The following is a 24,974-nucleotide window of genomic DNA, read 5'->3' as shown; positions in this document are numbered from 1 at the left end:
GCTTTTGATGGCTTATGACCGGTTTCGGATCAGCGCCGGCCGGCCAGCAGGCCGCGCGGGCGGACCGAACGGACCGGCTCGGCGGCCGCCCCCTCCGCCCGCAGGATGTGGTTGGCGGCCACTATCCCGGTCGCCGCCGACCGTTCCATCAAGGCGCTGGGGAACTCGGTGCGGATCCCGTCGCCGGCCAGGTAGAGGCAGGCCGCGTCGGTGCGCACCCCCGGACGCCCGGCGTGACTGCCCGGGGTGAACGCCGGAGCCTGCGCCGCCACCCGGGCGCGCAGCGCGCGTATCCGCAGGCCGGCGGCCTCCGGCCAGAGCGCGGTCAGCTCCACCCGCATCCGCTCGGCCAGCTCGTCGGCCGGTACGTCCGGCTCGCAGGCGTACGCGTGCAGCTCGACCACCGAGCCGCCGGTCCGCTCCGCCCAGCGCCGCGGCTCGTCCTCCAGCCGGTGGTAGAGGGTCACCGAGTCCAGGGTGGGCTGCCGGGACACCCCGCTGAACACCGCCCGGTCCGCGCGCACGTCGCCGTCCATCCAGTAGCGCGCCACCGCGTACGGCGGACCGGGCCGCCCGAACGCGGGCATCCGCGCCACCAGCTCCGGCGCCGCCGCGACCAGGCCTGGGGAGGCGGCGACCAGTGCGGCGAGCGCGGGCGGGTCGACGGCGAGCACCACGTGCCCGGCCTCGTGGGCGTCGCCGTCGACGGTGGTCACCCGCCAGCCGTCCGGCGTCCGGTCCAGCCGGGCGGCGGCCGTGCCGGTGCGTACCCGCGCGCCGTGCCGCTCGACGTGCCGGGTGAGCGGCGTCCAGATCGCCGTGGCGTAGTCCCGGTCCGGGCAGTCGAAGGCCAGCCCCTCCGGGTTGCCGAGCAGGTAGAAGTGGAACTGGGCGATCATCTCGGCGGCCGACATCTCGGCCTCGTGGTTGAAGAACGAGTGCGAGAAGACCTCGAAAAGCATGGCTCGGGCCCGGTCCGGCAGCCGCAGCGAGGTGAGCAGCTCGTCGGCGGTCCGGGTGTCGAACTCGGCATAGGTGCGTACCGGGTCGTAGCTGAGCAGCGGCAGCGCCGCGTCGCGGTCCATCGCCCGCAGGTCGGCCAGGCGCAGGCTCGGGCTGCGCAGCAGCAGGGCGAGCAGGTTGGCCGGCGGCGCTGGCGGCAGCCGGCCGAACTCCTCGGTCGGCCACTGCGCGGAGAGGATCGGATAGCCGGGGACCGGCTTGAGGAAACCCAGGCCCGGGTCGGCCCGGCGGAGGATGCTCCGCCAGTTCCAGTACTGCCGGAAGAAGGCGTGGAAGCCGTGCTCGTTGTGCTGGGCGCCGTCCGGCAGCTCCTCCGGCCAGGCGCCGAGCCGGCCGCCCAGGTGCGGCGCCGCCTCCAGCACGGTCACCTCGACGCCGCGTTCGGCCAGTACCACCGCCGCCGACATGCCGGCGATGCCGCCGCCGACCACCACCGCCCGCACCGGGCGCGGCACCCGCAGGGCGCCACCGCCGCCGGGGTCCACCAGATGCTCGCGTACGCCGATGAGCCGGCCGACCACTCGCGACAGTGCCACCTGCGCCTCCGCCCGATGGGAGCCCTCAGTCTGCCGGTTCACGCCTCCGACGGCAGCAGGCAGCGCCGCGGCCGGTCCGAGGCCGGCCAGACGTACTCCAGATCGAGGGGGACGTCGCCGAACTGCGGGCCGTAGTGCGCCGGGTCCTTGCGCAGCAGCGACGACCGGTGGCTGCGGTGCAGGTCCTCCCGGCCCAGCCAGGGCGGCAGCTCGCCGGCCTCGGCCAGCTCCGGCTGGGTGCGGATGACGGCGATGGCGCAGGCGGTTGCGAGGTCGGTGGCCATGGTCGCCGCGCAGGTGTCCGCCCGGCCCGGCTCGCACCACACCGCGCACATGTCCAGGCCGTACCGGGTCAGCGCCTCCTCGTATCCGGCCCACATCTTCACCGCCGGGTGGTTGCGCCAGCCGTAGTCCGGCCGGGTCAGCCCGCGCAGCACCTGGATGGTCTCCACCCGCTGCTTGCCCAGCCGCTTCTGGTCCAGCGTCCGGGCGCTGGCCAGGAAGTCCGGATACGGCAGGAACGTCTGCATGCCGGTGCTCTACCCGTACTGGCGGGCACCATGCGTTCATGATCGTGGGGGCTGCGCGCGCTGCGAGCGACTGACTACGATCCGGGCATGGCCGAGCCCCTCCGCGACCGCGCGCGCCGCGCGACCGGGTGGCGGCTGAAGATGAACGGCGACGTCCGCCCGCACTACGTGGTCTGCGGCTCGGACCCGCTGGCCTACTGGGTGGTGCGGGCGCTGCTCGCCACCGACCGGCCCACCGAGCAGGTCCGGGTGACCCTGGTGGTGCCCGAGCGCCGCCGCTCCGAGGGGCCGGACGGGCGGGACATCCCGGGCGTCCAGGTCGTCCGGGCGGACCGGCTCGACGAGGCCACCTTCCGCCGGGCCGGGCTGGCCGGGGCCGACGGGCTGGCCCTGCTGCACCAGGACGACGTGGGCAACATGCACGCGGCCCTCTGCGCCCAGGAGGTCGAGCCCCGGCTGCGCCTGGTGGTCCGGATGTTCAACACCAGCCTGGCCAACGGCGTGCGGCAGCTCTTCCCCGACTCAGCGGTGCTCTCCGACGCCTCGATCTCCGCCCCGGCCTTCGTCGCCGCCGCCCTCGGCGAGCTGGCCCCCACCCACTTCCGGCACGCCGGGCGCACCCTCTACGTGGCCCGCCGCGCCGACGTACGCCCGCAGGACGTGGTCAGCGGGCTGGCCGTCACGGAAGACCCGGAGCTGGTCCGGGTGCTCCCGGCCGACGAGACCTCCGCCGACGTGGTGCTGGCCGAGGCGACCGGACGGCCGCCCGGCACCGAGCTGGCCGCCCGCCGGCTGGTCCGGGCCCGCCGTCGTCGGCAGCCGGTGGCGGTGCTGCTCCGCGCGGTCCGCAGCTTCGCCACCCGCAAGATCGGCGTGGCCGTGCTGGTGCTGCTGGCGGTGATCGCCGTGCTCGGCTGGCTCAACGCCCGGGCCGCGGGCGTCAACTGGTCCGACGCGCTCTACCTCACCCTGGTCACCACGCTGAGCGGGCAGGACCCGGATCTCGGCAAGCCGGCCGCCGCCCAGGTCATGCAGGTGGTGCTCAACCTGGCCGGGCTGGCGCTGATCCCACTGATCACGGCCGCCGTGGTCGACGGCATCGTCAACGCCCGGCTCGCCCTGCACGCCGGCCGGATCCAGCCCGACCGGTCCGGGCACGTGGTGGTGGTCGGGCTGGGCAACATCGGCACCCGGGTGATGGCCCAGCTGCACGACTTCGGGGTCGAGGTGGTGGCCATCGACAAGAACCCGGAGGCGCGCGGCGCGCCGCTGGCGCACCGGCTCGGCGTGCCGCTGATCGTGGGGGACGCCGGCCAGGAGGAGACCCTGCGGGCCGCCTCCGTCGACACCAGCCAGGCGCTGGTGGTGGTCTCCACCGACGACGGGGCGAACCTCCGCGCCGCGCTCAACGCCCGTTCCCTCGACGCCGACCTGCGGGTGGTGCTGCGCCTCTTCGACGGCGACTTCGCCGAGCGGATCCAGCAGGCGTTCGGCATCGGCATCTCGCGCAGCGTGTCGTACCTGGCCGCCCCGGCGTTCGCGGCCGCCATGCTGGACCGCGCGGTGATCGCCACCATCCCGGTCGACCGGCACGCGCTGCTGGTCACCGAGGTGCCGGTGGTGGCCGGCTCCCCGCTCGACGGCCGGCCCCTCGCCGCGGTGGCCCGCCCCGGCGAGGTGCGCCTGCTGGCGTACACCCGGGCCGGGCAGAAGACGGACTGGTCGACCGACCCGCGGATGGTGATCCACGCCGGGGACCGGCTGACCGTGGTGGCCCGGCGGGCCGGGCTGACCGCCCTGCTCCGGGAGACCACGCCGGCGCCGCCGCCCGCCCCGGCCGGCGCGCCGGTCCCTCGCCAGGCGGACGAATGACCCGGTGAGCCGACTTCCACGGTAGTGTGGAGGTTGTGGGCGCGGTCTATGAAGAGCTTCCGTTCAGCGAATTCCTCCACCATCCGGCCGCCACGGCTGACCGGCTGGAGAACGTACGCGCCCTGCGGCTGCGCCGCCGGGACGCCGGTGACCTCGCGCTGACCCGCGCCGACCAGTTGGAACGGGACGCCGTCGTCGTCGATTTCACCGCCCGGCTACTGGCCGGCATGGTGCGCACCGAGCCGTTGGCAGCCGTCCGTCGGGTGCTCGGCGAGGCGCTGCCCTGGGTGGCCTTCCTGTCCGACGAGGACGTCGACCAGTTGCTCGGCGAGCTGACCACGGTCGCTCAGGGCGCGGCCTCGCTGGAGAACCTGTCGCCCGTCGCGGTCCTGCTCACCCAGTGGCGGCACACCGCCGAGATCCACGCCGATCCCACTCTGCTGGAGCTGGTCGGCCGGGAGCCCAGCGGAGACTTCGGCCCGGTGCCCGCGCCGGACGCCCAGCGGTGAGCCCCAAGCGGGGCGACCGGGCGGCACCACCCGCCGTCGCCGGCGAGTACGAGCTGCGCTTCGCCGAGTCGGCGGCCGCCGACGGCTGGGAGCAGCTCGCCCGGCAGGTGCCGACGAACCTGCGCCGGGCGTACGACGCGCTGCGGGCGGACCCACGGTCGAAGGCCAACTCCGAACGGCATCACCGGCTCAAGGGTTCGCTAGCCACGGTCCAGTGGAAGGGCCAGGCCCTCGAACGCTGGCAGTACGAGGTGACCGGCGGCGGCCGGATCTGGTACCTCATAGACGACGACCGGCGCACGGTGTGGCTGACCTATGCCGGTGCCGGCCACCCACGGGCGACCGAGTGACCCGGGTCAGGCAGCGCGGGCGGTGTGGCGGAGCGCGTACCAGCCGGCGCCGAGGGCGAGCACGCCGAAGCCGCTGAGCACGCTGGCCGGCGGCAGGTTGACCGCGAGCAGCAGGCAGCCGACCAGCCCCAGCGCGGCGAGCAGCTGCACCGGCAGCTTCCGGGCCGGGTCCCGGCCCAGGGTGAGCGCCGAGGCGTTGGCGATCGCGTAGTAGACCAGCACCGTGCAGCTGGAGAAGCCGATCGCGCCGCGGACGTCGGCCAGGGACACCACGACGATCACCACGGCGGCCACGGCCAGCTCGGCGCGGTGCGGCACCCGGTAGCGCGGGTGCACGGCGGCCAGCGCGCCCGGCAGGTCCCGGCGGCGGGCCATCGCCAGCGTGGTCCGGCCGACCCCGGCCAGCAGGGAGAGCAGCACCCCGGTCACCGCCACGGTCGCCCCGGCCCGGACCAGCCAGGCCAGGCCGGGCAGCCCGGCCGCGGTCACCACCTCGGCCAGCGGCGCGGTCGAGGCGGCCAGCCGCTGCTCGCCCAGCACCCCCACCGCGACCACGGCCAGCACCAGGTAGATCGCCAGCACCACGCCGAGCGCCAGCGGCACCGCCCGCGGGATGGTGCGTTCCGGGTCGCGCACCTCCTCGCCGAGGGTGGCGATCCGGGCGTAACCGGCGAAGGCGAAGAAGAGCAGGCCGGCGGCGGTCAGCACGCCCCGGATCCCGGTGTCGGCGAAGCCGGCCAGCCGGTCGGGCGCGACGTGCGGCGCGCCGGTCACCGCCACCGCGGCGAGCACGGTGAGCACCACGACGACCAGCACCCGGGTGGCGCCGGCGGTCTTCCCGACCCCGCGCAGGTTCACGGCGGTCACCGCCACCACCGCGAGGACCGCGACGAGCCGCGCCCGCCCCGGCCAGAGGTAGGCCCCGACGGTCAGCGCCATGGCGGCGCAGCTCGCCGTCTTGCCGATCACAAAGCCCCAGCCGGCCACGAATCCGGCGAACGGGTGCAGGCGTTCCCGGCCGTAGACGTAGGTGCCGCCGGACTCCGGGTAGCGGGCCGCGAGCCGGGCCGAGCTCGTCGCGTTGCAGAAGGCGATGAAGCCGGCGAGGGCCAGCGCGACCAGCAGGCCGGCGCCGCCGGCCGCCGCCGTGGCGGGGGCGAAGACCACGAAGACGCCCGCGCCGAGCATCGATCCCAGCCCGATGACGACCGCGTCGGGTACGCCCAGCCGGCGCGCGAGTTGTGCCACCAGCGCAGGCTAGGCGACGGAGGTGAACGGCCGGTCCCGATTGCGCAGCGGGCGGGGCAACGGCAGGTCGTCCCAGGGCACGCGGTGCAGCAGCCGGTCCAGCAGCAGGCCGAGCAGCAGCCCGGCGACCGAGTCGGTCAGCCAGTGCCAGCCCAGGTAGGTGGTGGTGCTCAGCACGATCAGCGGCGGCAGGACCCGGACCACGGTGACCAGCCGGGCCGGGACGGTCCGGCCGACAATGCGCAGCAGCGCCGGCAGCAGCAGGGCGAGCACGCCGTACCAGACGATCGCGTTGGCCACGTGCCCCGACGGGTACGACATTCCGTACACGCCGTCGGTGTGGAAGATCCGGACCGTGTCCGCCTCCGGTAGGTAGGGCGGCTTGATGCTGGCGCTCGGCGCCGCCCGGTCGGTCGAGAGCTTCAGCGGGCCGATGGTCAGGTTGGTGAGCAGGAAGGCGACGACCGGCGGCAGGATCGGGCGCACCGAGCGGAGCCGCAGCCCCACCGCCACGCCCACCCCGGCGGCCAGCAGGGTCAGCGGGGTGCCCTGCCCCAGGAAGTTGAGCAACCGGGCCACCCAGTACGCGGCGGCCGGCCGGTGCGAGTCCGCCCAGTCGGCGACGGCCCGGTCCAGGCCGAGGAGGTGGCCGCTGGCCAGCGCCACGGTCAGCCCGACCAGGGCGGCGAGCAGCAGCCCGTCGAACCACCAGCCGGCCGGCCGGACGGGCCGGAGCCGCGGCATCAGGCGTACCCCTGTGGTCTCCCGCACGCGACCACGCTACCGGCCGCCCGCGGCGCCGGACCGGCGCGGGCGGCGGCGGCGGCTGTGGGCCCAACCACGAAGGGAAGCGCTCCGCGGGGGTGAGCGGTCACACTGGTCCCCGTGCGGATCACCTCGGCCCTCGTCGACCCGGCGCTGCTCGACCTTCCCTGGTCGACCCCGCTGGAGGAGTGGCCTGCCGAACACCTGGTCGCGCTGCCCCAGGGCATCTCGCGGCACATCGTGCGCTTCGTCCGGCTCGGTGGCTACGTCTACGCGGTCAAGGAGACCGGCGAGCGGGTCGCCGAACGGGAGTACGACCTGCTCCGGGCGCTGGAGCGGATCGACTTCCCGTCGGTCGAGGCGATCGCGATCGTGGCCGACCGGCAGACCGACGAGGGCGAGCCGCTCGACCCGGTGCTGATCACCCGGCACCTCCAGTTCTCGCTGCCCTACCGGGCGCTGTTCTCCCGGACGCTGCGCCCGGAGACCATGAACCGGCTGCTCGACGCGCTGGCGGTGCTGCTGGTCCGGATGCACCTGACCGGCTTCTTCTGGGGCGACTGCTCGCTGTCCAACACGCTGTTCCGGCGGGACGCCGGCGCCTTCGCCGCCTACCTGGTCGACGCCGAGACCGGGGCGCTGCACCCCACCCTCTCCAACGGCCAGCGGGGTGAGGACCTGGAGATCGCCCGGGTCAACATCTTCGGCGAGGCGCTGGACCTCCAGGCCGCGGGCCTGCTCCACGAGTCGATCGACCCCGAGGTGGTCTGCGAGCAGGTCGTGCAGCGCTACGAGCGGCTCTGGCACGAGATCACCTACGAGCAGCAGATCGAGCGGGCGGCCCGGCACGACATCGAGGGCCGCATCCGCCGCCTCAACGAGCTGGGCTTCGACGTCGCCGAGGTGGCCATGTCGACCGTCGACAACGGGCGGTACCTGGTGCGGCCCAAGGTGGTCGACGCCGGCTACCACACCCGGCGGCTGCTCCGGCTCACCGGCTTGGACGCCGAGGAGAACCAGGCCCGCAAGCTCCTCAACGACCTGGACGCGTACCGGGTGGAGAGCGACCTGACCGACGAGCAGCAGGCGGCGCACCGCTGGCTGACCGAGGTGTTCGAGCCGGTGGTCCGGGCGGTGCCGGCGCACCTGCGCCGCAAGCTGGAGCCGCAGGAGCTGTTCGCCCAAATCATCGAGCACAAGTGGCTGCTCTCCGAGCGGGCCGGCCGGGACGTCGGGATGCGTCAGGCCGTGCAGTCTTACCTGGCCGACGTGCTGGTGCACCGCCCGGACGAGCAGGCGGTGCTCGGCGTCGAGGTGCCCACCGCCGGTTGAGCCCGGCCGCGCCGCGACCCGGTGGGCGTCACTCCACCCAGGCGCCGGCGCGCATCACCCGGACCACGTTGAGGTCGTCGTCCAGGACCACCAGGTCGGCCCGCAGGCCGGTCTGCAACGCGCCCACCCGGTCGCCCAGGCCGATGGCCCGGGCCGGGGTGGTGGCGACCATCCGGCAGGCGTCCGGGAGGGCGATCCCCGCGTTGACGGCGTGCCGCAGCGCGGCGTCCATGGTGAGCGTGCTGCCGGCGATCGCGCCGTCCCGGCTGAGCCGGGCCACCCCGTCGGCCACCGTGACGGCCTGGCCGCCCAGCTCGTACTCCCCGTCGGGCATGCCCGCGGCGGCCATCGCGTCGGTGATCAGGGCGGCCCGCTCCGGGCCGGCCACCGAGGTGGCGAAGCCGAGCATGCCGTCGTGCAGGTGCACCCCGTCGGCGACCAGCTCGCAGACCACATTCGGCGCGTCCAGCAGGGCGACCACCGGCCCCGGCTCGCGGTGGTGCACCGGGCGCATGCCGTTGAACAGGTGGGTGCCGACGCTCGCGCCGGCCGCCACGGCGGCCCGGGTCTGCTCCCAGGTGGCGTCCGTGTGCCCGACCGCCGCCACCACGCGCTGCCCGACGAGCAGCTTGATCGCCTCCAGCGCGCCGTCCCGCTCGGGCGCCAGGGTGACCATCCGGACCGCGCCGCCGCCCAGCTCGATCAGCTCGGTCAGTTCTTCCATCGACGGGTCGCGGAGGAACTCCGGGTTCTGCGCGCCGCAGCGGTCCGCCGAGAGGTAGGGCCCCTCGAAGTGGATGCCGGCCAGCACCCCGGACTCGACCAGCGGCCGGAAGGCGGCGGTGGCCTCGCGCATCAGCGCGAGCGGGGAGCTGACCAGGCTGGCCAGCAGGGTGGTGGTGCCGTGCCCGAGGTGGAAGTCGGCCGCCTGCCGGGCCGACTCCGCGTCACCGGTGGTGAAGGTGTGCCCGCCCCCGCCGTGGGTGTGCATGTCCACGAAGCCCGGCACGATCCAGTGCCCGTCGCGCACCGTCGGGTACTCGGCGACCGCACTGATCCGGTCCTTCGTGATCTCCACGCAACCCTGCCGGATCACGCCGGCCGGGGTCACCACCTTGCCGGTCACGCGCAGGGTCATCGGCTCTCCTTTGCCAGGGTGTCCAGGGCCAGCAGGGCGGCGCCGAGGCAGCCGGCCTCGTCGCCGAGGGCGGCCGCGACCAGGCGCGGCTCCCGGTGGAAGGTCAGGCGCTCGCGCAGCGCGGCGCGCAGCGGGTCGAACAGCCGGGGCCCGGCCTGGGCCAGCCCGCCGCCGATCACGATGGTCGCCACGTCGAAGAGCGCCTGCCCGGTGGCCAGGCCGTCGGCGAGCGCCTCGACCGCCTCCCGCCAGACCCGGCGGGCCAGCGGCTCACCGGCCGCCGCCCGGTCGGCCACCTCGGCGGCGGTGGCCGGGGCGCCGGACAGCTCGGCGTAGCGGCGGCCGATCGCCGAGGCCGAGGCGACCGCCTCCAGGCAGCCGGGGCGGCCGCAGCCGCAGCGCGGGCCGTCGGGGCGTACCAGGATGTGGCCGATCTCCCCGGCGGCGCCGTGCGCGCCGACGGCGGCCGACCCGTCGACCACGTGGGCGGCGGCGATGCCGGTGCCGATCGCGACGAAGAGCACATGGCCGGCGTCCCGCCCGGCGCCGAGCCGCGCCTCGGCCAGGCCGCCCGCCCGCACGTCGTGGCCGAGCGCCGTCGGCAGGCCGAGCCGCGTCCCGGCCAGCTCCCGCAGGGGTACGTCCCGGAAGCCGACGTTCGCCGACCAGACGGCGACCCCGCGGGCCTCGTCGACCACCCCGGGCACGGCGATGCCGCAGGCCACCGGGGTGAGTCCGTCGGCGCGGGCCTTGCCGGCCAGCCCCTCGGCCACGTCGAGGATCGTGTCGACCACCGCCTCCGGGCCGCGCGCCGCGTCGGTGGCGTGCCGTTCGGCGTGCACGGTGGCGCCGTCCGGCCGGACCAGGGCGCACTTCATCCCGGTGCCGCCCACGTCCAGCGCGACGACGACCTCGTCGCCTGGGGTCACGGTGCCCCCTGTGTTCGCGACTGCGGGGCTCGCAACCCCGGCTCACTCCTCGCGCTCACGGTGCCTCCGGTGTTCCCGACTGCGGGGCTCGCAACCCCGGCTCACTCCTCGCGCTCACGCGAGCACCACGGACCGGGTCAGGTGCCGGGGCGCGTCGGGGTCGAGACCCCGGCTGGTGGCCAGCGCCACGGCGAAGCGCTGGGCGAGGATCAGGTCGGCCATCGGGTCGACCGGGTTGCGGCCGGCGGCCCAGCTGGTCAGGACGGTGTGGCAGCCGTGCGTGCGGCTGTGCACGAAGGCGGCGCCGGTGGCGGCCACGTCCTCCGGCAGCCCTTCCGGGATCCCGCCGAACGCCCAGACCAACCGCCCCGGGGCGGCGATCGAGATGGGGCCGTGCCGGTAGTCCATGGCCGGGTACGCCTCGGCCCAGAAGGTGGCCGCCTCGCGGCACTTCAGCGCGGCCTCCTGGGCCAGCCCGACGGTCCAGCCGCGGCCGAGGAAGGTGACCTGCTCGATGGTGGCGGGGTCGATCGGCAGCGGGGCCCGGACGGCCACCTCGGCGTCGGCGGCCAGCCGGCCCAGGTCCTCGCCGAGGTGGGCGCGGAGCAGCGCGAGCGCGGTGGTGGCGAAGCGGGTCTGCACCACCGAGCGCTCGTCGGCGAAGGGCAGGTTCACCGCCGCGTCGGCCAGCTCGACGGCCGGCGAGGCCGGGTCGCCGACCAGGACCGTGGTGGGGATCTGCCCGCGCAGTGCGGTGAGCAGGTCCAGGACCTCGGTGGTGGTGCCGGAGCGGGTGATCGCGATGAGCCGGTCGTAGCGGCGGCCGGTGGGGAACTCGCTGGCCTGGAAGGCGTCGGTCTCGCCCTGGCCGGCGCGCTCGCGCAGCCCGGCGTACGCGGCGGCCATGAACCACGACGTGCCGCAGCCGACGACGGCTACCCGCTCGCCGGGGCTCGGCAGGCGGTCGGCGACGGTCGGGGCGAGCCGCGCCGCCTCCCGCCAGCAGTCGGGCTGGCTCGCGATCTCCGCGTGCACGTACGCCATGACAACTCCTCGCCAGGGGAGACCTTGCGCAATACGGCGCGATATGGCCGCCTTTCGCGCGCCATTCTGCGCGATTCGGGGTGGCCGTGGCAACCGGCTCCCAGATCGCGCAGGACAGGGTTTTGCGCCTCGGTAGTTTCGCGCACTACTGTGCACGCAATCAATCACCGTTCGTGCAGAGTCAGTGGAGGCCCCCGCGGTGGACCGCTACGCCCGATGGAACGCGCTCCTCGAGATGCTGACGGACAGCGGCCGGGTCAGCGTCGAGGATGCGGCCGAGCGCCTGGACGTCTCCCAGGCCACCATCCGGCGTGACTTCGACCAGCTCGCCCAGCAGCAGATGATCACGCGGACCCGGGGCGGCGCGGTCGCCAATGGCGTCTCCTACGACCTGCCGCTGCGCTACAAGACGGCCAAGCACTCGGCCGAGAAGCAGCGGATCGGCGCGGCCGCCGCCGCGCTGGTCTCCCCGGGCACCGTGGTCGGCCTGAACGGCGGCACCACCAGCACCGAGGTGGCCCGGGCGCTGGCCGTCCGCCCCGATCTGAACACCAGCGCCGAGGGCGCCCAGCTCACCGTGGTCACCAACGCCCTGAACATCGCCAACGAGCTGCTGGTGCGCTCGCGGATGAAGGTGGTGGTGGCCGGCGGCGTGGTCCGGCCCAAGTCGTTCGAGCTGGTCGGCCCGCTGGGCGGGGCGCTGCTGCGCGAGGTGACGCTGGACGTGGCGCTGCTCGGCGTGGACGCCATCGACCCGCAGCTCGGCGCCGCCGCCCACCACGAGGGCGAGGCGGCCATGAACAGCCTCATGGTGGCCAGGGCCAAGCGGGTGGTGGTCATCGCCGACTCGTCCAAGCTGGGCGGACACGCCTTCGCCCGGATCTGCCCGGTGGACCGGGTGGAGACGCTGGTGACCGACTCCGGGGCGTCCCCCGCCGTGGTGCAGGCGTTCCGCGACGCTGGCGTGCACGTCGTCTGCGCCTGACCCGGCTCGCCGGCGCGCCTGACTCCGAATCCGGGAAAACCCCGATGCATACCGGGTATTGTCTCCGGCTGCATACCGCGTATGGTGTCGAGCTGTCACCTACTTATCGGGGGAGGTCAGCTTGTCGGCTGTCCTGGAGATCGAGGGTCTCCGCAAGACGTACCGGAGCCGGAAACGCGGGGTCCGCCACGCGCTCGACGGCTTCGACATGCGGGTCGAGGCTGGCCAGGTGCACGGCTTCCTCGGCCCGAACGGCTCGGGCAAGACCACCACGCTGCGCACGCTGCTCGGGCTGATCCGGCCCAACGGCGGCCGAATGGCCATCCTCGGCCAGGAGCTGCCGCAGGCGCTGCCCGCGGTCGCCGGGCAGGTCGGGGCCATCGTGGAGAGCCCGCAGTTCTTCCCGCACTTCTCCGCCCGGGACACCCTCGGGCTGCTGGCCCAGGCCGGTGAGCTGCCGCGGCAGCGGGTCGACGAGGTGCTGGAGTTGGTCGGGCTGCGCGACCGGGCCGGGGAGCGGGTGAAGACCTACTCGCTCGGCATGAAGCAGCGGCTCGCGGTCGCCTCCGCGCTGCTGAAGAACCCGAAGCTGCTGATCCTGGACGAGCCGGCCAACGGCCTCGACCCGGGCGGCATCCGGGAGATGCGCACCCTGACCCGGGACCTGGCCGCCGCCGGGATGACCGTCGTGCTCTCCAGCCACATCCTCGGCGAGATCCAGCTCATCTGCGACTCGGTCACCATCATCTCGCTGGGCCGGCGGGTCGCGTACGGCCCGGTCGACGAGGTGCTCGCCGCGCACTCGCAGGGCGCCGTGCGGGTCCGGCTGGAGGCGGTCACCGACCTGCCGCAGGCCGCCGAGGCGCTGACCCGGGCCGGGGTCCGGGTCGCCACCGAGCCCGACCACCTGATGCTCTCGGGCGTCGACAAGCCGGCGGCGGTCAGCCGGGTCCTCGCCGAGCAGGGCCTCTATGTCAGCGAGCTGACCCCGGTCGCGGTCGACCTGGAGAGCGTCTTCCTCGAACTGACCGCCACCGCGCCGGTTCCCGGCCAGCACCGGCAGGTCGACCAGTCCATGAAGGTCGGTGAGCCGGGCAGCGGCGCCACCGGAGGAGGTTGGGGCGCATGAGCCTGTACGTCACCGAACTGCGCCGCCTCACCAAGCGCCGGGTCACCCGGCTGCTGCTGGTCCTGCTGCTGCTCGGGCTGGCCACGGTGGCCACCGCGTTCAGCTTCTCCAGCCACCAGCTCTCCAAGGAGACGGTCGCGGCCGCGCAGGTCGAGTCCGACGCCCAATACCATCGGGCGCTGGAGGACTGGAAGAGGAGCGTCGCGGACTGCGACGCCGCCAAGGCTCGCGGCGACCAGAACACCGAGGACCGGTACGGCCCGAACTGCGGCCGGGACTGGCAGCCGCAGCCGGACATGTTCGACCCGAAGTGGAACCTGCCCTACCAGTTCGACTTCCGGGCCGAGTTCCCCATGTTCATCGCGGTCTTCGCCGGGGCGGTGGCGCTCTTCGCGTTCATCGTCGGCGCCTCCTACGTGGGCGCCGAGTGGAGCACCGGCGGGATGATGAACCTGCTGCTCTGGCGGCCCAAACGGCTCGCCGTGCTGGGCACCAAGCTGGCCGCGCTGCTCACCACCGTGCTCGGGGTGAGCGTGCTGCTCGGCGCCTTCTGGACCCTCGCCTTCTGGCTCATCGGCCGCTACCGGGGGACCACCGCCGAGGTGACTGCCGGGGTGTGGCGTTCCATCGGCCTGGACGGGTTGCGGGCGGTCGGGCTCATCCTGCTCGTCGGCGCGGTGGCCTTCGCGCTCGCCTCGCTCGGGCGGCACACGGCGATGGCGCTCGGCGCGGCCGTGGCGGTCTTCGCGATCAGCGAGATCGGCATCCGGATCGCGGTGAACGTGCTCTCCGTCCCGTTCGGCGACCGGTACGTCCTCTCCACCTACGCCCAGTCGTGGTTCATGAAGCAGGTGGAGCTCTTCGACTACGACACCTGCCAGTTCGCCAAGGGCGCGTGCGAACCGGCCAAGCTGGTGGTCACCTGGCAGCAGTCCGCGCTGGTGCTCGGGGTGGGCGCCGCCGCGGTGCTGATCGGCGCGTTCTGGTCGATGCGTCGGCGGGACATCGCCTGACCGGCGCGCACCTCGCGTCCGATGCGGGCCGGGCGGACCCTGGTTAGGCTGGGGTCCCCCCGGCCGGCGCCGTCACGCCGGTCCCCGTCCTCCGGAGGAGCGCCATGCCCGCCGACGCCACGGAGCGGGCCGCCATCGACCGGCCCGAGTCGTCCGGGACCGCCGAGGTCGCTCGCCGGGAGGCCGGCGTCACGGTCCCGCCGCCCCGCTCCGCCCCCGCGGTCGAGGCCGCGCCCCCGGACGACGACGCGGCGGTGGCCGCTCCGCCGGCGGAACCCGCCGAGGAGACCGACGGGCTGACCGAGCGGGAGCGGCGGATCCTCACCTTCGAGCAGCAGTGGTGGAAGCACGCGGGCGCCAAGGAACAGGCCATCCGGGACACCTTCGGGCTTTCCGCGACCCGCTACTACCAACTGCTCAACGCGCTGCTCGACCAGCCCGCCGCGCTCGCCGCCGAGCCGGTGCTGGTCGGCCGGCTGCGCCGGCTGCGCTCGTCCCGGGCCCGGAACCGGCGCCGCTGACCGGCCGCGCCCCCCGCGAGTCCGCCCGCCCCGGCATGGGCTCCGGCGCTCCGGGTAGGCGGCGGACGGCGACGGAGGGGAGCAGACGGATGGGGGCACCAGATCGCCGGTACCCGATCGGCAGCCGGCCGGCCCGGCCGGTGGGGACGGCGCCGATGATGCGGGTCCGTTCCGCCTCCGATCCGGCCCCCGGGCGGCTGGAGAACGAGGACGTGGTCTTCCGGTTCGGCCCGCTGGTCGGCGTCCTCGACGGGGCGACCGTGCCGGAGGGCTTCGACACCGGCTGCGTGCACGGGCCGGCCTGGTACGTCCGGCACCTGGCCGCCCGGATCGGCCTGGCCGTCGCGGCCCGCCCGGCGGCGACGCTGATGAGCAGCCTGGCGGCGGCGATCCTGGCGGTGCGGGCGGACCACGGTGGCGAGTGCGACCTGGACCACCCGGGCACCCCGTCCTCCACGGTCTGCCTCCTGCGCGAGGGCGGCGATCAGGTCGACTACCTGGTGCTCTGCGACAGCCCGCTGGTGCTCGACACGGGGGACCGGGTCGACGTGGTCTCCGACGACCGGCTGGACACGGCGCTCGCGGACCTGCGCCGGACCGCCGCCGCGCTGCCGGACGGTGACGTCGACCCGGCGACCCGGTTCAGCCGGGCGGTGACGGTGCAGCGGACCCGGATGAACCGGACCCACGGCTACTGGGCGGCCGCCACCGACCCGGACGCGGCGTATCACGCGGTGACCGGGACGCTGCCGCTGCGCGGTGCGGGGGCGCTGCGGCGGGCCGCGCTGCTCAGCGACGGCGCCTCCTGCGCGGTCGACCAGTTCGGCCTCCTCGACTGGACCGGCCTGCTCGACGTGACGGCGGCCGAGGGCCCGGCGGGGCTGATCGACCGGGTCCGGGCGGCCGAGCGGGACCACCCGGACCGGTTGCGCCGGCGCAAGCGCACGGATGACGCCTCGGTGGTGCTCTGCGAGTTCGGTCCGGCGGAGTGAGCACCCTCACCGCCAGAACGGACCGGTCGGCTGACAACGGAGCGTGAGGCGGAACACCCCGGGGGTACGACCGGTCGACCCCCTCCGCCGGACCGGCAGTCCGAGCCCAAAGGGGTGGACTTGGGCCGGTACGACCGGCAGACTGCGGCTCGTGACGGGTGCGGTACGACTGGAGCCGGTGGACGAGCGGAACCTGGAGCCGTTGCTCTCCGTAGCGGCTGCCGAGGCGGAGCCGGAGGACGTCATGCCCCCGGTGGAGGCCCCGGCCGGTTGGTCGCTGGCCCGCCGGGAGGCCTTCCGTGAGTTCCACCGGGCGAGTTTCGGCGGGCTGGACGGCCCGACCCGCACCCGGATGTACGCGATCGTGGCCGGCGGCGAGGTGGTCGGCATGGTCCGGATGACCCGCTGCGACGAGCCGGGGACGGTGGAGACCGGGATGTGGCTCGGCCGCTCGGCGCGGGGCCAGGGGCTCGGCGCGGCGGCCCTGCGCGAGCTGCTCCACGCCGCCGCGGCGGCCGGCATGCACATGGTCGTGGCTGAGACGACACCGGACAACCACGGCGCTGTCTCGGTTCTTCGTAAATGCGGCGCGGAATTGCGCGAGAAGAATGGAAAGCTGCGCGCGGAAATGTGTCTGGATTCCGCCCTGCCGACGCATTGAGTTCTTTGCTTGCCTCCGGGCTTTTTTTTGGGATTGCCCTGCCCGGCTGGGCTCTTCTGACCGTTTTGCGTGCTCTCTGCCCCCGACGAACCGCCTATCCAATTCGCTGGTGACAGGCGTCTCCGCAATTACATCGGAATGTTTTGCGGGTGGGGGGACGGGTACTGCCCGCCGGGTCCGCTGATACGGGACGCCGGTCGCAGGCCCTATTCCCGCTGATCCCCGGTAGCTGCATTCCCGGGCCTGCTCCACGCAAGAGGTGTCCGCTTCCACCGGGGAGCGAAGGAGAACTGATGAAGAGCGGAGCACGGGTGGCGCTGGCGGTGGGCTTCGGCTACCTCCTCGGCCGCCGAAAGAAGATGCGTACCGCCCTCACCCTGGCTGCGGCGGTGGCGGCCGGGCGGGCCAGCCAGCGACCGGGCGGCCTGAAGCAACTCGGCGCGAACCTGATGAACGTGCACCCCCACCTCGGCAACCTCGGCAAGCTGGGCGCCCCGCTGGCCACCGCAGGCAAGGCCGCGGCGTCCGCCGCCGCGGGCAGCGGCATCGACGCGCTCAGTGGCAAGCTGCGCGGCAGCGCCGACGCGCTGCGCCGGAAGTCCGGCGGCGGCCGGTCCGGCGGTGACCAGTCCGGCGGTGACCGCCCGGACGAGGAGCCCGCCGGCGACGAGCGCTCCGCCCCCGACGAGGAGCAGGAGCTCGACGAGCAGCCCGCGGCGCGGGACGAGCAGGACCGGGGCGACCGCCCGGTCGCCGCGCGACGGCAGCGGGGGCGGTGACCATGGCGACCAGCAACCTCACGGACAAGGCCCGGGACCAGCTCGGCGGCGAGCTGCGCAACCTCGCCTCGGCCATCGGTGAGCGGGCGATGCACGTGGTCACCGAGCGGATCACCGGCGCCACCGGGCGGCTCAGCGAGTACGCCAAGCAGGGCGGCGGACCCGGCCTGGTCGCCGCCGCCACCGGCGCGCAGAAGCTCGCCGAGGGCCACTCCCCGGTCAAGGCCATGTTCCAAGCCGGCCTGGCCGGCGGTAAGGAGAAGTTGATGTCGGCGTTCGGCGGTGGCAAGGGTGGCAAGGGCGGCGGCAAGAAGCTCAAGGTCACCAACATCGTCGAGACGATCGAGGTCGGCGTGCCGGTCCGGGTCGCGTACAACCAGTGGACCCAGTTCGGCGACTTCCCGAGCTTCATGAAGAAGGTCGAGCAGGCGGACTGCGACTCGGACGAGAAGATGACCTGGAAGGCGCAGGTCTTCTGGTCGCACCGGACCTGGGAGTCGACCATCGTCCGGCAGATCCCGGACCGGCTCATCCACTGGCGGTCCAAGGGCGAGAAGGGCTCCGTCGACGGCACGGTCAGCTTCCACGAGGTCGGCCCCGAGCTGACGAAGATCCTGGTCGTGCTGGAGTACCACCCGCAGGGCCTCTTCGAGCACACCGGCAACCTGTGGCGCGCCCAGGGCCGCCGCGTCCGGCTGGAGCTGAAGCACTTCGTCCGGCACGTGATGACCCAGACCGTGCTCGATCCCGACTCGGTCGAGGGCTGGCGCGGCGAGATCGAGGACTCCCAGGTGGTCAAGGACCACGAGGCCGCGCTCCGCGAGGAGCAGGAGGCCCACGAGGAGGAGTCCCGCGCACAGCGGCGGGGCCGCCCCGAGGAGCCCGAGGAGGAGCCGGAGGAGGAACCCGAGGAGGAGCCGGAGGAGGAGCGCCGGCCCGCCGGACGCGGTCGCCGCCGGCCGCCGCCGCGCCGCCGTCCCACCCCCGACGAGGAGGAGTACGCGGACTACGACGAGGGCGACGACTTCGACGACGACGAGTACGCCGAGGAGCCCGAGGAGGAGGCGCCCCCGCGCCGCCGCGAGCCCGAGCGGGCCCGCCGCCCCCAGCCCCGCGAGGAGCGGGAGGCGCGCCCCGAGCGCCCGCGCCCGGTCCGCCGGGCTCCCGAGACACCACGACGGCCGGTGGTGCGCCGCCGGCGGGAGGAGCGTGAGGAATGACCGTCGCCACCACGACAGGTCAACCGGGCAGCGCACTGGAGCGCACCAGCGGCGGCGGCGGGGGCACCCTCGCCGACGTCGTGGAGACCGTGCTGGACAAGGGCGTGGTGATCGACGCCCAGGTGTCCGTCGCCGTGGTCGGCATCCAGCTTCTGGAGATCAACGCCCGGGTGGTGATCGCCAGCGTCGAGACGTACCTGCGGTTCGCCGAGGCGGTCGACCGGCTGAGCATCGTGCCGAAGGACCAGAAGGGCCTGCCGGACCTCGTGGGTGACGCGGCCGGCGCGGCCACCAAGGGCAAGGCGGTCTCCGGGCTCGGCAAGGCGGCTCAGGAGATCAGCGGCGCGGTGGCGGATTCGCTCCGGGACCGCGGCTCCGAGCCGGAGCGGGAGCGGGAGCGGGAGCGGCCGCGCCGGCGGCGGGACGAGGAGCGCTGACATGGCCCAGGAGAACGGACTGTTCATCTACGGCATCGTGCCGTCCGACGTGGAGCCGACCCCCGAGGCGGAGGGGGTCGGCTCCCCGCCCGGCGAGGTGACCGCCGTCCGGCACGGCGAGCTGGCCGCGCTGGTCAGCCAGGTCGGGCTGGAGGAGCCGCTGGGCCGGCCGGCCGACCTGACCGCGTACGAGCGGCTGCTGGACGGGACCGCGGTGGTCGCGCCGGTGCTGCCGGTGCGGTTCGGCACGGTGGTGACCGGCGAGGACGCGGTCGAGGACCTGCTCGCCGCGCACCACGACCGGTTCGCCGCCGCCCTCGACGAGTTCGAGGACCGGCTCCAGTACACCGTGCACGGGCGCTTCGAGGAGCAGGAGTTCATCGCCGGCTTCCTGGCGGAGAACGCCTCCGCCGCGGCTCTGGCCGACGAGGTGCGCGGCCGGCCGGAGGTGGAGAGCCGCGAGCAGCGGATCCGGCTCGGCGAGATGATCAGCCAGGCGGTCGAGCTGCGCCGGGAGGCGGAGAACCGCGACCTGATCGACGCGGTCGGCGGGTACGCGGTGGCGAACGAGGCGCTCCCGCCCAGCCACGAGCTGGACGCGTTGCGGGTCTCCTTCCTGATCGCGGGCGACGACGAGGACGACTTCGTCCGGGCGGTGGAGGACTTCGCCGAGCGGCGGCGGGACCTGATCCGGATGCGGCTGATCGGCCCGCTGGCCCCGTACGACTTCGTCAGCGCGCACCAGCTGGTGGAGTGAGCGGTGGACATCCTGTGGACGCTGCTGACCCTGCCGTACGCGCCGGTGCGCGGGCTCACCGCGCTGGTCAAGGTGGTCGCGCGGGAGGCGGAGTCCCAGCAGCACAACCCGGTCAACATCCGGCGCGAGCTGGAGGAGCTGGACGAGGCGGCGGCGGCCGGCGACATCACGCCGGAGGAGCGGGACCGCGGGCAGCAGCAGGTGCTGGACCGGCTCACCACGCCGGCCGCCGACGCCGGACGTACCCCGGCGCGGCGCAACGGCGCGCCCCGGCGGCCGGCGGCCGCCCGGCGGGGGACCACCGACCGCCGGGACGAGCCGCGTCGCGGACGAGGGGGACGACGATGACAGCACGGATCCGGGGCGACGGCGACCGGGAGCGGTGGCGCGACCGGGGCGGTCGGGCCGAGGAGCGGTACATCGACGAGAGCGACGAGGAGGCCATCAGCGCGGCCGAGGCGGCCCGGGAGGGGCTGCGCCAGATCGTCGCCCTGACCGGCCGGGATCCGCTCGGGACCACCTCGATCCAGCCCACCGACGACGGCTGGCTGGTCGGCGTGGAGGTGGTCGAGGACCACCGCATTCCGGCGTCGACCGACCTGCTCGGCCTCTACGAGGTCGAGCTGGACATGACCGGCAGCCTGCTCGGCTACCGGCGGACGCGCCGCTACCAGCGCGGCAAGGGGGACTGAGATGACCATTGGGCGGGCGCCGTCGGTCGTGCAGAACTCCGGTCAGGTGCTGCCGGCCGGCCACGAGCCGGCGAACCTCGGCGACATCCTGGAACGGGTGCTGGACCGGGGCATCGTGATCGCCGGTGACATCCGGGTCAGCCTGCTCGACATCGAGCTGCTGACGTTGAAGCTGCGGCTGGTCATCGCCTCGGTGGACACCGCCCGGCAGATCGGCATCGACTGGTGGGAGCACGACCCGTGGCTCAGCTCCCGGGCCCGCCCGCCGGTCGAGCCCGGCCCCCGCGACCCGGAGGAGGTCGAGGCGTCCCGCCGGCCGCGGGTGGCCGCCCGGGCCGAGCGGGACGCGAGGGAGGGCTGGCATGACCACGACCTCTGACCCCAACCCGGACACCGGGACCGCGGTCTGGCTGCACGGGGTGGTGACCGGGACGGCCACGCCGGCCGGGCTCCCCGGCATCGCCGGCACGCCGGTCCGGGCCGTGGCCGCCGCCGGCCTGGTCGCCGTGGTCAGCGACGCGCCGCTCAGCGAGTACGGCGAGGCCGCGCTGCGCCGCAACCTGGAGGACCTGGCCTGGCTGGAGCGGGCCGCCCGCGCCCACCACGCCGTGGTGGACGCGCTGTCCCGGTCCGGCGCGGTGGTGCCGGCCCGGCTCGCCACCGTCCACCGCGACGACGACCGGGTGGCCCGGGTGCTGGTCGAGCGGCACGACGAGCTGGCCGGCACGCTGGCCCGGCTCGCCGGCCGCGCGGAGTGGGGCGTCAAGGGGTACGTGGTGCCCGGCGCGACCCCACGGGTCGAGGAACCCGCCGGTGAGGTCGGGGCCGGCGTGGCGTACCTGCGGCGGCGCAAGGCCCAGCTCACCGCCCGAGAGGAGGGGCAGCGGGTCGCCGCCGACGGGGCCGCCGCCGTGCACGCCGCCCTGGCCGGGCACGCGGTCGCCGCCCGCCGGCACGCCCCGCAGGACCGGCGGCTGTCCGGCGCGCCCACCGCCATGGTGCTCAACGGGGCCTACCTGGTCGACACGGACCGGTGGGACGGCTTCGCCGCGCTGGCCCGCGAGCTGGCGGAGGGCCATCCCGAGCTGCGGCTGGAACTGACCGGCCCGTGGCCGCCGTACTCCTTCGTGGCGGAACCGGAGGCGGAGCCGGCATGGGCGTGACCACGCTTGCGCCCAGCAGCACCGACGACCCGCTGACCTACCGACCGGTGGCCCTGGTCGACCTGCTCGACCGGGTGCTCGCCACCGGCGTGGTGATCAGCGGGGACATCACCCTGGCCATCGCGGACATCGACCTGGTCCGCATCTCCCTGCGTGCGCTGATCGCCTCGGTCGGCGCGCTCGCTCCGCCCGAGCCGGAGGCCGCCCCGTGACCGGGCGGGACGAGGCGGCCGAGCTGGCCGCGGCGCTGGGCGAGCCGGGGTGGACGGCGCCCCGGGTCCGGCCACTGGACCGCCGGCTCGCCGTGGACCAGGACTCGGTCGAGCGGGGGCTGGCAAGCCTGGTGCTGACCGTGATCGAGCTGCTCCGGCAACTGATGGAACGACAGGCGCTGCGCCGGGTCGACCTGGGCGACCTGACCGACGAGCAGGTCGAGCGGATCGGCGCCACGCTGATGGCGCTGGAGGAGCAGATGACCCAGCTCCGTGAGTACTTCGGCCTGGCCCCAGAGGACCTCAACCTCGACCTCGGCCCGCTCGGCCCGCTGCTGCCCACCGACTGAGTCGGCCCCGGCTCAACGGGCGGCCGCGTACGCCGCGAGCCGGGCGAGCTGGACCGGGTCGAGGGAGGGGCGGACGCGGGTGCGGGCCGCCTCGACGTGCGCGGCGGTGACCGTGCTGGCCGCCAGCGACTCACGCATCGCGGCGAGGGCCGCCTCGCGGATCAGGGCGGCGCAGTCGGCCGCGGAGAACCCGTCCAGCTCCGCGCCGAGCGCGGTGAGGTCCACGTCGGGCGCGAGCGGGACGTTCCGGGCGGCCGCCCGGAGGATCTCCCCGCGGGCCGGGCCGTCCGGCGGCGGCACGTACACCAGGCGTTCCAGCCGGCCGGGGCGGAGCAGCGCCGGGTCGACCAGCTCCGGCCGGTTGGTCGCGCCGACCACCACCACGTTGCGCAGCGCCTCCACCCCGTCCAGCTCGGTGAGCAGAGCGGCCACCACCCGGTCGGTGGTGCCCCCGTCGGTGGCCCGGCCGCGGACCGGCGCGAGGGCGTCCACCTCGTCGAGGAAGACCAGGGTGGGTGCCGCCTCCCGGGCCCGGCGGAACAGCTCACGGACCGCGCGTTCGCTCTCACCGACCCACTTGGACAGCAGCTCGGCGCCCTTCACCGACAGCACGTTGGCCCGACCGGAGCCGGCCAGCGCGGTGACCAGGTAGGTCTTGCCGCAGCCGGGCGGCCCGTAGAGCAGCACCCCGCGCGGCGGCGTCACGCCGAGCCGGGCGAAGGTGTCCGGGTAGGTCAGCGGCCAGAGCACCGACTCGGTCAACGTCTGCTTGACCTCGTGCAGGCCGCCGACGTCGTCGAGGGTCACCGTGGCCAGCTCCAGGGTGGACGCGGCCATCGTGGTCGGCCGGACCACCTCCAGCGCGGCGGCGAAGTCGGCCATCGCCACGGTGGGCGTCTCCGCCGCCTTCTGCCGCAGCGCCGCCCGCACCCCGGCCTCCTGCACGAGCGCGGCCAGGTCGGCGGCGACGAAACCCGGCGTACGGGCGGCCACCTCGTCGAGCCGCACGTCGTCGGCCAGCGGCACCTGCCGGGTGAGCACGGTGAGCTGTTCCCGGCGCAGCGCCGGGTCGGGCAGCGGCACGGTGATCCGCAGCGACAGCAGGTCCGGGGCGCGCAGCGCCGGATCCACCGCCTCGGGGCGCCCGGTGGTGCAGACCACCGCCGCTCCGGCCCGTACCGTCTCGGCGACCACCTGCCGGAACACGGTGGCCAGCGGGCCGGGCTCGTCGGCCGGGGCGATCGCCTCCACGTCGGTGACCAGCAGCACGGCCGGACCGTTGTCGCGGACCGCCGCGGCGGCCTCGCGCAGCCGGCGGGCCGCCGCGTCGTTGCCCAGCGCCGCCAGCTCGGGGGCCCACAGCGGGCGGACCCGGGCGCCGACCCGGGCGGCGACCGCGCGGACCAGCGCCGACTTGCCGGAGCCGGCCGGGCCGCCGATGAGCACGCCGAGCGAGACCGTGGTGCCGAGCCGGCCCAGCACCTCCCCGTGGTGGAAGCCCAGGTCGAGCAGCTCGGTCAGCTCCTCGGCCTGTGCCCGCAGCCCGGGCAGCTCGTCCACGTCCGGGGCGTCCTCGGGGCCGAGGAGGCCGTCGGCCGGCGCGGGAACGGCCGGTGCGGCCGGGGTCGCCTCGCCGGCCGGGCCCGAGCCGCGGGTGGCCGCGCCGTGCTCCCAGCCGACCACGGTGTCCATGGTGACCAGCGCGCCGGTCGCCGGCTCGGCCGCCACCACGGTGAGCAGGGTGCTGGTCCAGGCGTACCCGACGGTGCTGGCGAGGCTGCGCCGGGCGGCCTCGACCAGGCCGCGGAGCGCGGCGTCGGGGAGCACGTCCTGGGGCAGCAGCGAGACGTCGTCCCCCGCGGTGACCACCTTGCCGAGCAGCGCGAGCCGGAGCATCTCCGGGGACACCGCGGCGACGACGCCGACCGGGCCGGCCAGGGTGACCCGGCGGGCCGGGGCGGCCGGCAGCGGGCTCACCGTCACCTGCCCGCCGTCGCGCAGGCCCAGGTTGCCCAGCAGCAGGTCGTCGGCGTAGAGCAACGCGCTGCTCGCGGTCGGCTCGGCCGGGGCGGCGATGCCGGCGGTCACCCGGCGGCCGGCCAGCCGCACCGGGTCGCCGGGGCGCAGCGCCAGCGCGGTCAGCACCTCGGGGTGCAGGCGGACGACGCCGCGCCGGGCGTCCAGCGCCGCCGGCCGCAGGCTCGCGGTCAGGGTCAGGTCGGGTTCCGCCACCCGCCCGACAGTAGCCGCCGGCACCACGTCGTGCCCCCGGCCCGGCCGGCCGCGTCAGAGCGGGCCGGTGTCCTCCAGCAGGGAGGGATCGCGCCGGATCATCTCGGCCAGCCGGGCCGCCGGGTCGGTGGCCACCCCGTCCTGCCCGGGGGCCGGCACCGTCTTCACCGACATCGGCCAGGCCGGCGGCGGCGCCGGCGCGGGCGCCGCGCCGACCGTCACCTCGGGGCCGGACCAGGAGACCCGCAACGGGTACGCCCGCCCGCCCAACTCCACCCGCAGGGTGACGGCCAGTCCGGGGTGCTCGGCCACCACCCGGCGGACCGCCTCGGTCACCTCCTCGACCGGGTCGCGCGGCTCGGGCGGGTCGCCGCCACGCAGCCGGTACGCGCCGTGCCCCGCCCGCCCGTCCACCGGCTCGCCCGGCGGCGCCGGCACGTCGCCCGGCCCGGTCTCCTCGGCCTGCTCGCCGGGGAGTGGCGCCCGGCGGCGCAGCGCCTCCTCGCGCCGCGCGAGCCGGGCCAGGGTCTCGTCCAGATCACCTCTCATCACGTC

Annotated in this window: 29 protein-coding genes; 20 read left to right on the top strand and 9 right to left on the bottom strand. The window is 75.0% G+C overall.

The annotated features are described in order from the left end of the window. Positions 1–29 precede the first annotated feature (29 nt). Positions 30–1,559 carry an FAD-dependent oxidoreductase gene (locus AC0OLQ_RS33880; protein ID WP_484529505.1) on the bottom strand — a complete coding sequence of 510 codons (1,530 nt, stop codon included), beginning with the start codon at positions 1,557–1,559 and terminating at the stop codon, positions 30–32. Between the two features lie 38 nt (positions 1,560–1,597). Further along, entirely contained in the window at positions 1,598–2,089 is a 492-nt protein-coding gene (locus AC0OLQ_RS33875; protein ID WP_484529504.1) for an MSMEG_6728 family protein, read from the bottom strand. Positions 2,090–2,230: 141 nt separating this feature from the next. On the opposite strand from AC0OLQ_RS33875, the gene AC0OLQ_RS33870 reads away from it, so the two are divergent. Genes AC0OLQ_RS33870 through AC0OLQ_RS33860 form a run of 3 tightly spaced genes read left to right on the top strand, consistent with a single transcriptional unit; the run spans position 2,231 to position 4,820 of the window. Continuing rightward, entirely contained in the window at positions 2,231–3,961 is a 1,731-nt protein-coding gene (locus tag AC0OLQ_RS33870) for a potassium channel family protein (protein WP_484532503.1), read from the top strand. A 35-nt stretch (positions 3,962–3,996) separates the two neighbouring features. Beyond that, complete coding sequence (locus AC0OLQ_RS33865) at positions 3,997–4,470, top strand: hypothetical protein (RefSeq protein ID WP_484529503.1); 474 nt, start codon at positions 3,997–3,999, stop codon at positions 4,468–4,470. After that, positions 4,467–4,820, top strand: coding sequence for a hypothetical protein (locus AC0OLQ_RS33860; RefSeq protein ID WP_484529502.1), 354 nt, complete (start codon positions 4,467–4,469; stop codon positions 4,818–4,820). Before AC0OLQ_RS33865 ends, AC0OLQ_RS33860 begins: the two co-directional genes overlap by 4 nt. Positions 4,821–4,826: 6 nt before the next feature. On the opposite strand, the gene AC0OLQ_RS33855 is transcribed toward AC0OLQ_RS33860, so the two are convergent. Continuing rightward, positions 4,827–6,068 (bottom strand): APC family permease, encoded by a 1,242-nt coding sequence (locus tag AC0OLQ_RS33855; protein ID WP_484529501.1) that lies wholly within the window; start codon positions 6,066–6,068, stop codon positions 4,827–4,829. 9 nt (positions 6,069–6,077) lie between these two features. Next, positions 6,078–6,812 (bottom strand): phosphatase PAP2 family protein, encoded by a 735-nt coding sequence (locus AC0OLQ_RS33850; RefSeq protein WP_484532502.1) that lies wholly within the window; start codon positions 6,810–6,812, stop codon positions 6,078–6,080. A 141-nt stretch (positions 6,813–6,953) separates the two neighbouring features. Between AC0OLQ_RS33850 and AC0OLQ_RS33845 the strand changes: the two genes are divergently transcribed. Further along, positions 6,954–8,165 (top strand): DUF4032 domain-containing protein, encoded by a 1,212-nt coding sequence (locus AC0OLQ_RS33845; protein WP_357334287.1) that lies wholly within the window; start codon positions 6,954–6,956, stop codon positions 8,163–8,165. Between the two features lie 28 nt (positions 8,166–8,193). On the opposite strand, the gene nagA is transcribed toward AC0OLQ_RS33845, so the two are convergent. The 3 genes from nagA to AC0OLQ_RS33830 all read right to left on the bottom strand — a co-directional run bounded on the left by nagA (position 8,194) and on the right by AC0OLQ_RS33830 (position 11,276). Further along, positions 8,194–9,303: an N-acetylglucosamine-6-phosphate deacetylase gene (gene nagA, locus AC0OLQ_RS33840; RefSeq protein WP_484529500.1), complete on the bottom strand. Its 1,110-nt coding sequence runs from the start codon at positions 9,301–9,303 to the stop codon at positions 8,194–8,196. Next, positions 9,300–10,232: an ROK family protein gene (locus tag AC0OLQ_RS33835; protein WP_484529499.1), complete on the bottom strand. Its 933-nt coding sequence runs from the start codon at positions 10,230–10,232 to the stop codon at positions 9,300–9,302. The genes nagA and AC0OLQ_RS33835 overlap by 4 nt, the downstream gene beginning before the upstream one ends. A 114-nt stretch (positions 10,233–10,346) precedes the next feature. Next, positions 10,347–11,276, bottom strand: a complete 930-nt coding sequence (locus tag AC0OLQ_RS33830; protein ID WP_357334292.1) for an SIS domain-containing protein — start codon at positions 11,274–11,276, stop codon at positions 10,347–10,349. 199 nt (positions 11,277–11,475) lie between these two features. Here AC0OLQ_RS33830 and AC0OLQ_RS33825 point away from each other — a divergent pair, with 199 nt between their 5' ends. From AC0OLQ_RS33825 to AC0OLQ_RS33750, 16 genes are all read left to right on the top strand, one after another. Continuing rightward, positions 11,476–12,261 carry a DeoR/GlpR family DNA-binding transcription regulator gene (locus tag AC0OLQ_RS33825; protein ID WP_357334294.1) on the top strand — a complete coding sequence of 262 codons (786 nt, stop codon included), beginning with the start codon at positions 11,476–11,478 and terminating at the stop codon, positions 12,259–12,261. 121 nt (positions 12,262–12,382) lie between these two features. Further along, positions 12,383–13,390 (top strand): ATP-binding cassette domain-containing protein, encoded by a 1,008-nt coding sequence (locus AC0OLQ_RS33820; RefSeq protein WP_484529498.1) that lies wholly within the window; start codon positions 12,383–12,385, stop codon positions 13,388–13,390. Next, positions 13,387–14,403: an ABC transporter permease subunit gene (locus AC0OLQ_RS33815; RefSeq protein WP_484529497.1), complete on the top strand. Its 1,017-nt coding sequence runs from the start codon at positions 13,387–13,389 to the stop codon at positions 14,401–14,403. The genes AC0OLQ_RS33820 and AC0OLQ_RS33815 overlap by 4 nt, the downstream gene beginning before the upstream one ends. A gap of 104 nt (positions 14,404–14,507) precedes the next feature. Beyond that, complete coding sequence (locus tag AC0OLQ_RS33810; protein ID WP_357334300.1) at positions 14,508–14,924, top strand: DUF3263 domain-containing protein; 417 nt, start codon at positions 14,508–14,510, stop codon at positions 14,922–14,924. An 89-nt stretch (positions 14,925–15,013) separates the two neighbouring features. After that, on the top strand, positions 15,014–15,916 hold the full coding sequence (locus AC0OLQ_RS33805; protein WP_357334302.1) for a hypothetical protein: 903 nt from the start codon (positions 15,014–15,016) through the stop codon (positions 15,914–15,916). 151 nt (positions 15,917–16,067) lie between these two features. Then, complete coding sequence (locus AC0OLQ_RS33800; protein WP_357334304.1) at positions 16,068–16,577, top strand: GNAT family N-acetyltransferase; 510 nt, start codon at positions 16,068–16,070, stop codon at positions 16,575–16,577. Between the two features lie 293 nt (positions 16,578–16,870). Next, complete coding sequence (locus AC0OLQ_RS33795) at positions 16,871–17,356, top strand: hypothetical protein (protein WP_357334306.1); 486 nt, start codon at positions 16,871–16,873, stop codon at positions 17,354–17,356. A 2-nt stretch (positions 17,357–17,358) separates the two neighbouring features. Continuing rightward, positions 17,359–18,576 carry an SRPBCC family protein gene (locus AC0OLQ_RS33790; RefSeq protein ID WP_484529496.1) on the top strand — a complete coding sequence of 406 codons (1,218 nt, stop codon included), beginning with the start codon at positions 17,359–17,361 and terminating at the stop codon, positions 18,574–18,576. Continuing rightward, on the top strand, positions 18,573–19,013 hold the full coding sequence (gene gvpJ / locus AC0OLQ_RS33785) for a gas vesicle protein GvpJ (RefSeq protein WP_484529495.1): 441 nt from the start codon (positions 18,573–18,575) through the stop codon (positions 19,011–19,013). The genes AC0OLQ_RS33790 and gvpJ overlap by 4 nt, the downstream gene beginning before the upstream one ends. Position 19,014: 1 nt before the next feature. Then, positions 19,015–19,770 carry a GvpL/GvpF family gas vesicle protein gene (locus AC0OLQ_RS33780; protein WP_357334311.1) on the top strand — a complete coding sequence of 252 codons (756 nt, stop codon included), beginning with the start codon at positions 19,015–19,017 and terminating at the stop codon, positions 19,768–19,770. Positions 19,771–19,773: 3 nt separating this feature from the next. Further along, on the top strand, positions 19,774–20,118 hold the full coding sequence (locus tag AC0OLQ_RS33775) for a gas vesicle protein GvpG (protein WP_484529494.1): 345 nt from the start codon (positions 19,774–19,776) through the stop codon (positions 20,116–20,118). Further along, entirely contained in the window at positions 20,115–20,462 is a 348-nt protein-coding gene (gene gvpO / locus AC0OLQ_RS33770) for a gas vesicle protein GvpO (RefSeq protein ID WP_357334315.1), read from the top strand. Before AC0OLQ_RS33775 ends, gvpO begins: the two co-directional genes overlap by 4 nt. Position 20,463: 1 nt before the next feature. Further along, on the top strand, positions 20,464–20,841 hold the full coding sequence (locus tag AC0OLQ_RS33765) for a gas vesicle protein (RefSeq protein WP_091317341.1): 378 nt from the start codon (positions 20,464–20,466) through the stop codon (positions 20,839–20,841). Beyond that, positions 20,825–21,625, top strand: a complete 801-nt coding sequence (locus AC0OLQ_RS33760; protein ID WP_484529493.1) for a GvpL/GvpF family gas vesicle protein — start codon at positions 20,825–20,827, stop codon at positions 21,623–21,625. The genes AC0OLQ_RS33765 and AC0OLQ_RS33760 overlap by 17 nt, the downstream gene beginning before the upstream one ends. Continuing rightward, complete coding sequence (locus AC0OLQ_RS33755) at positions 21,616–21,837, top strand: gas vesicle protein (protein ID WP_484529492.1); 222 nt, start codon at positions 21,616–21,618, stop codon at positions 21,835–21,837. The genes AC0OLQ_RS33760 and AC0OLQ_RS33755 overlap by 10 nt, the downstream gene beginning before the upstream one ends. Continuing rightward, positions 21,834–22,187: a gas vesicle protein K gene (locus tag AC0OLQ_RS33750; protein ID WP_357334325.1), complete on the top strand. Its 354-nt coding sequence runs from the start codon at positions 21,834–21,836 to the stop codon at positions 22,185–22,187. Before AC0OLQ_RS33755 ends, AC0OLQ_RS33750 begins: the two co-directional genes overlap by 4 nt. A gap of 12 nt (positions 22,188–22,199) precedes the next feature. Here the strand turns inward: AC0OLQ_RS33750 and AC0OLQ_RS33745 are convergent, their stop codons facing one another. Both AC0OLQ_RS33745 and AC0OLQ_RS33740 read right to left on the bottom strand, forming a co-directional pair. Then, positions 22,200–24,419, bottom strand: a complete 2,220-nt coding sequence (locus tag AC0OLQ_RS33745) for an AAA family ATPase (RefSeq protein ID WP_484529491.1) — start codon at positions 24,417–24,419, stop codon at positions 22,200–22,202. A gap of 54 nt (positions 24,420–24,473) precedes the next feature. Next, on the bottom strand, positions 24,474–24,968 hold the full coding sequence (locus AC0OLQ_RS33740) for a hypothetical protein (protein WP_484529490.1): 495 nt from the start codon (positions 24,966–24,968) through the stop codon (positions 24,474–24,476). Between the last annotated feature and the right edge of the window lie 6 nt (positions 24,969–24,974).

It is taken from the genome of Micromonospora sp. Utrum1, from assembly GCF_057197805.1.
This window is presented reverse-complemented; position numbering and strand designations above follow the sequence as displayed.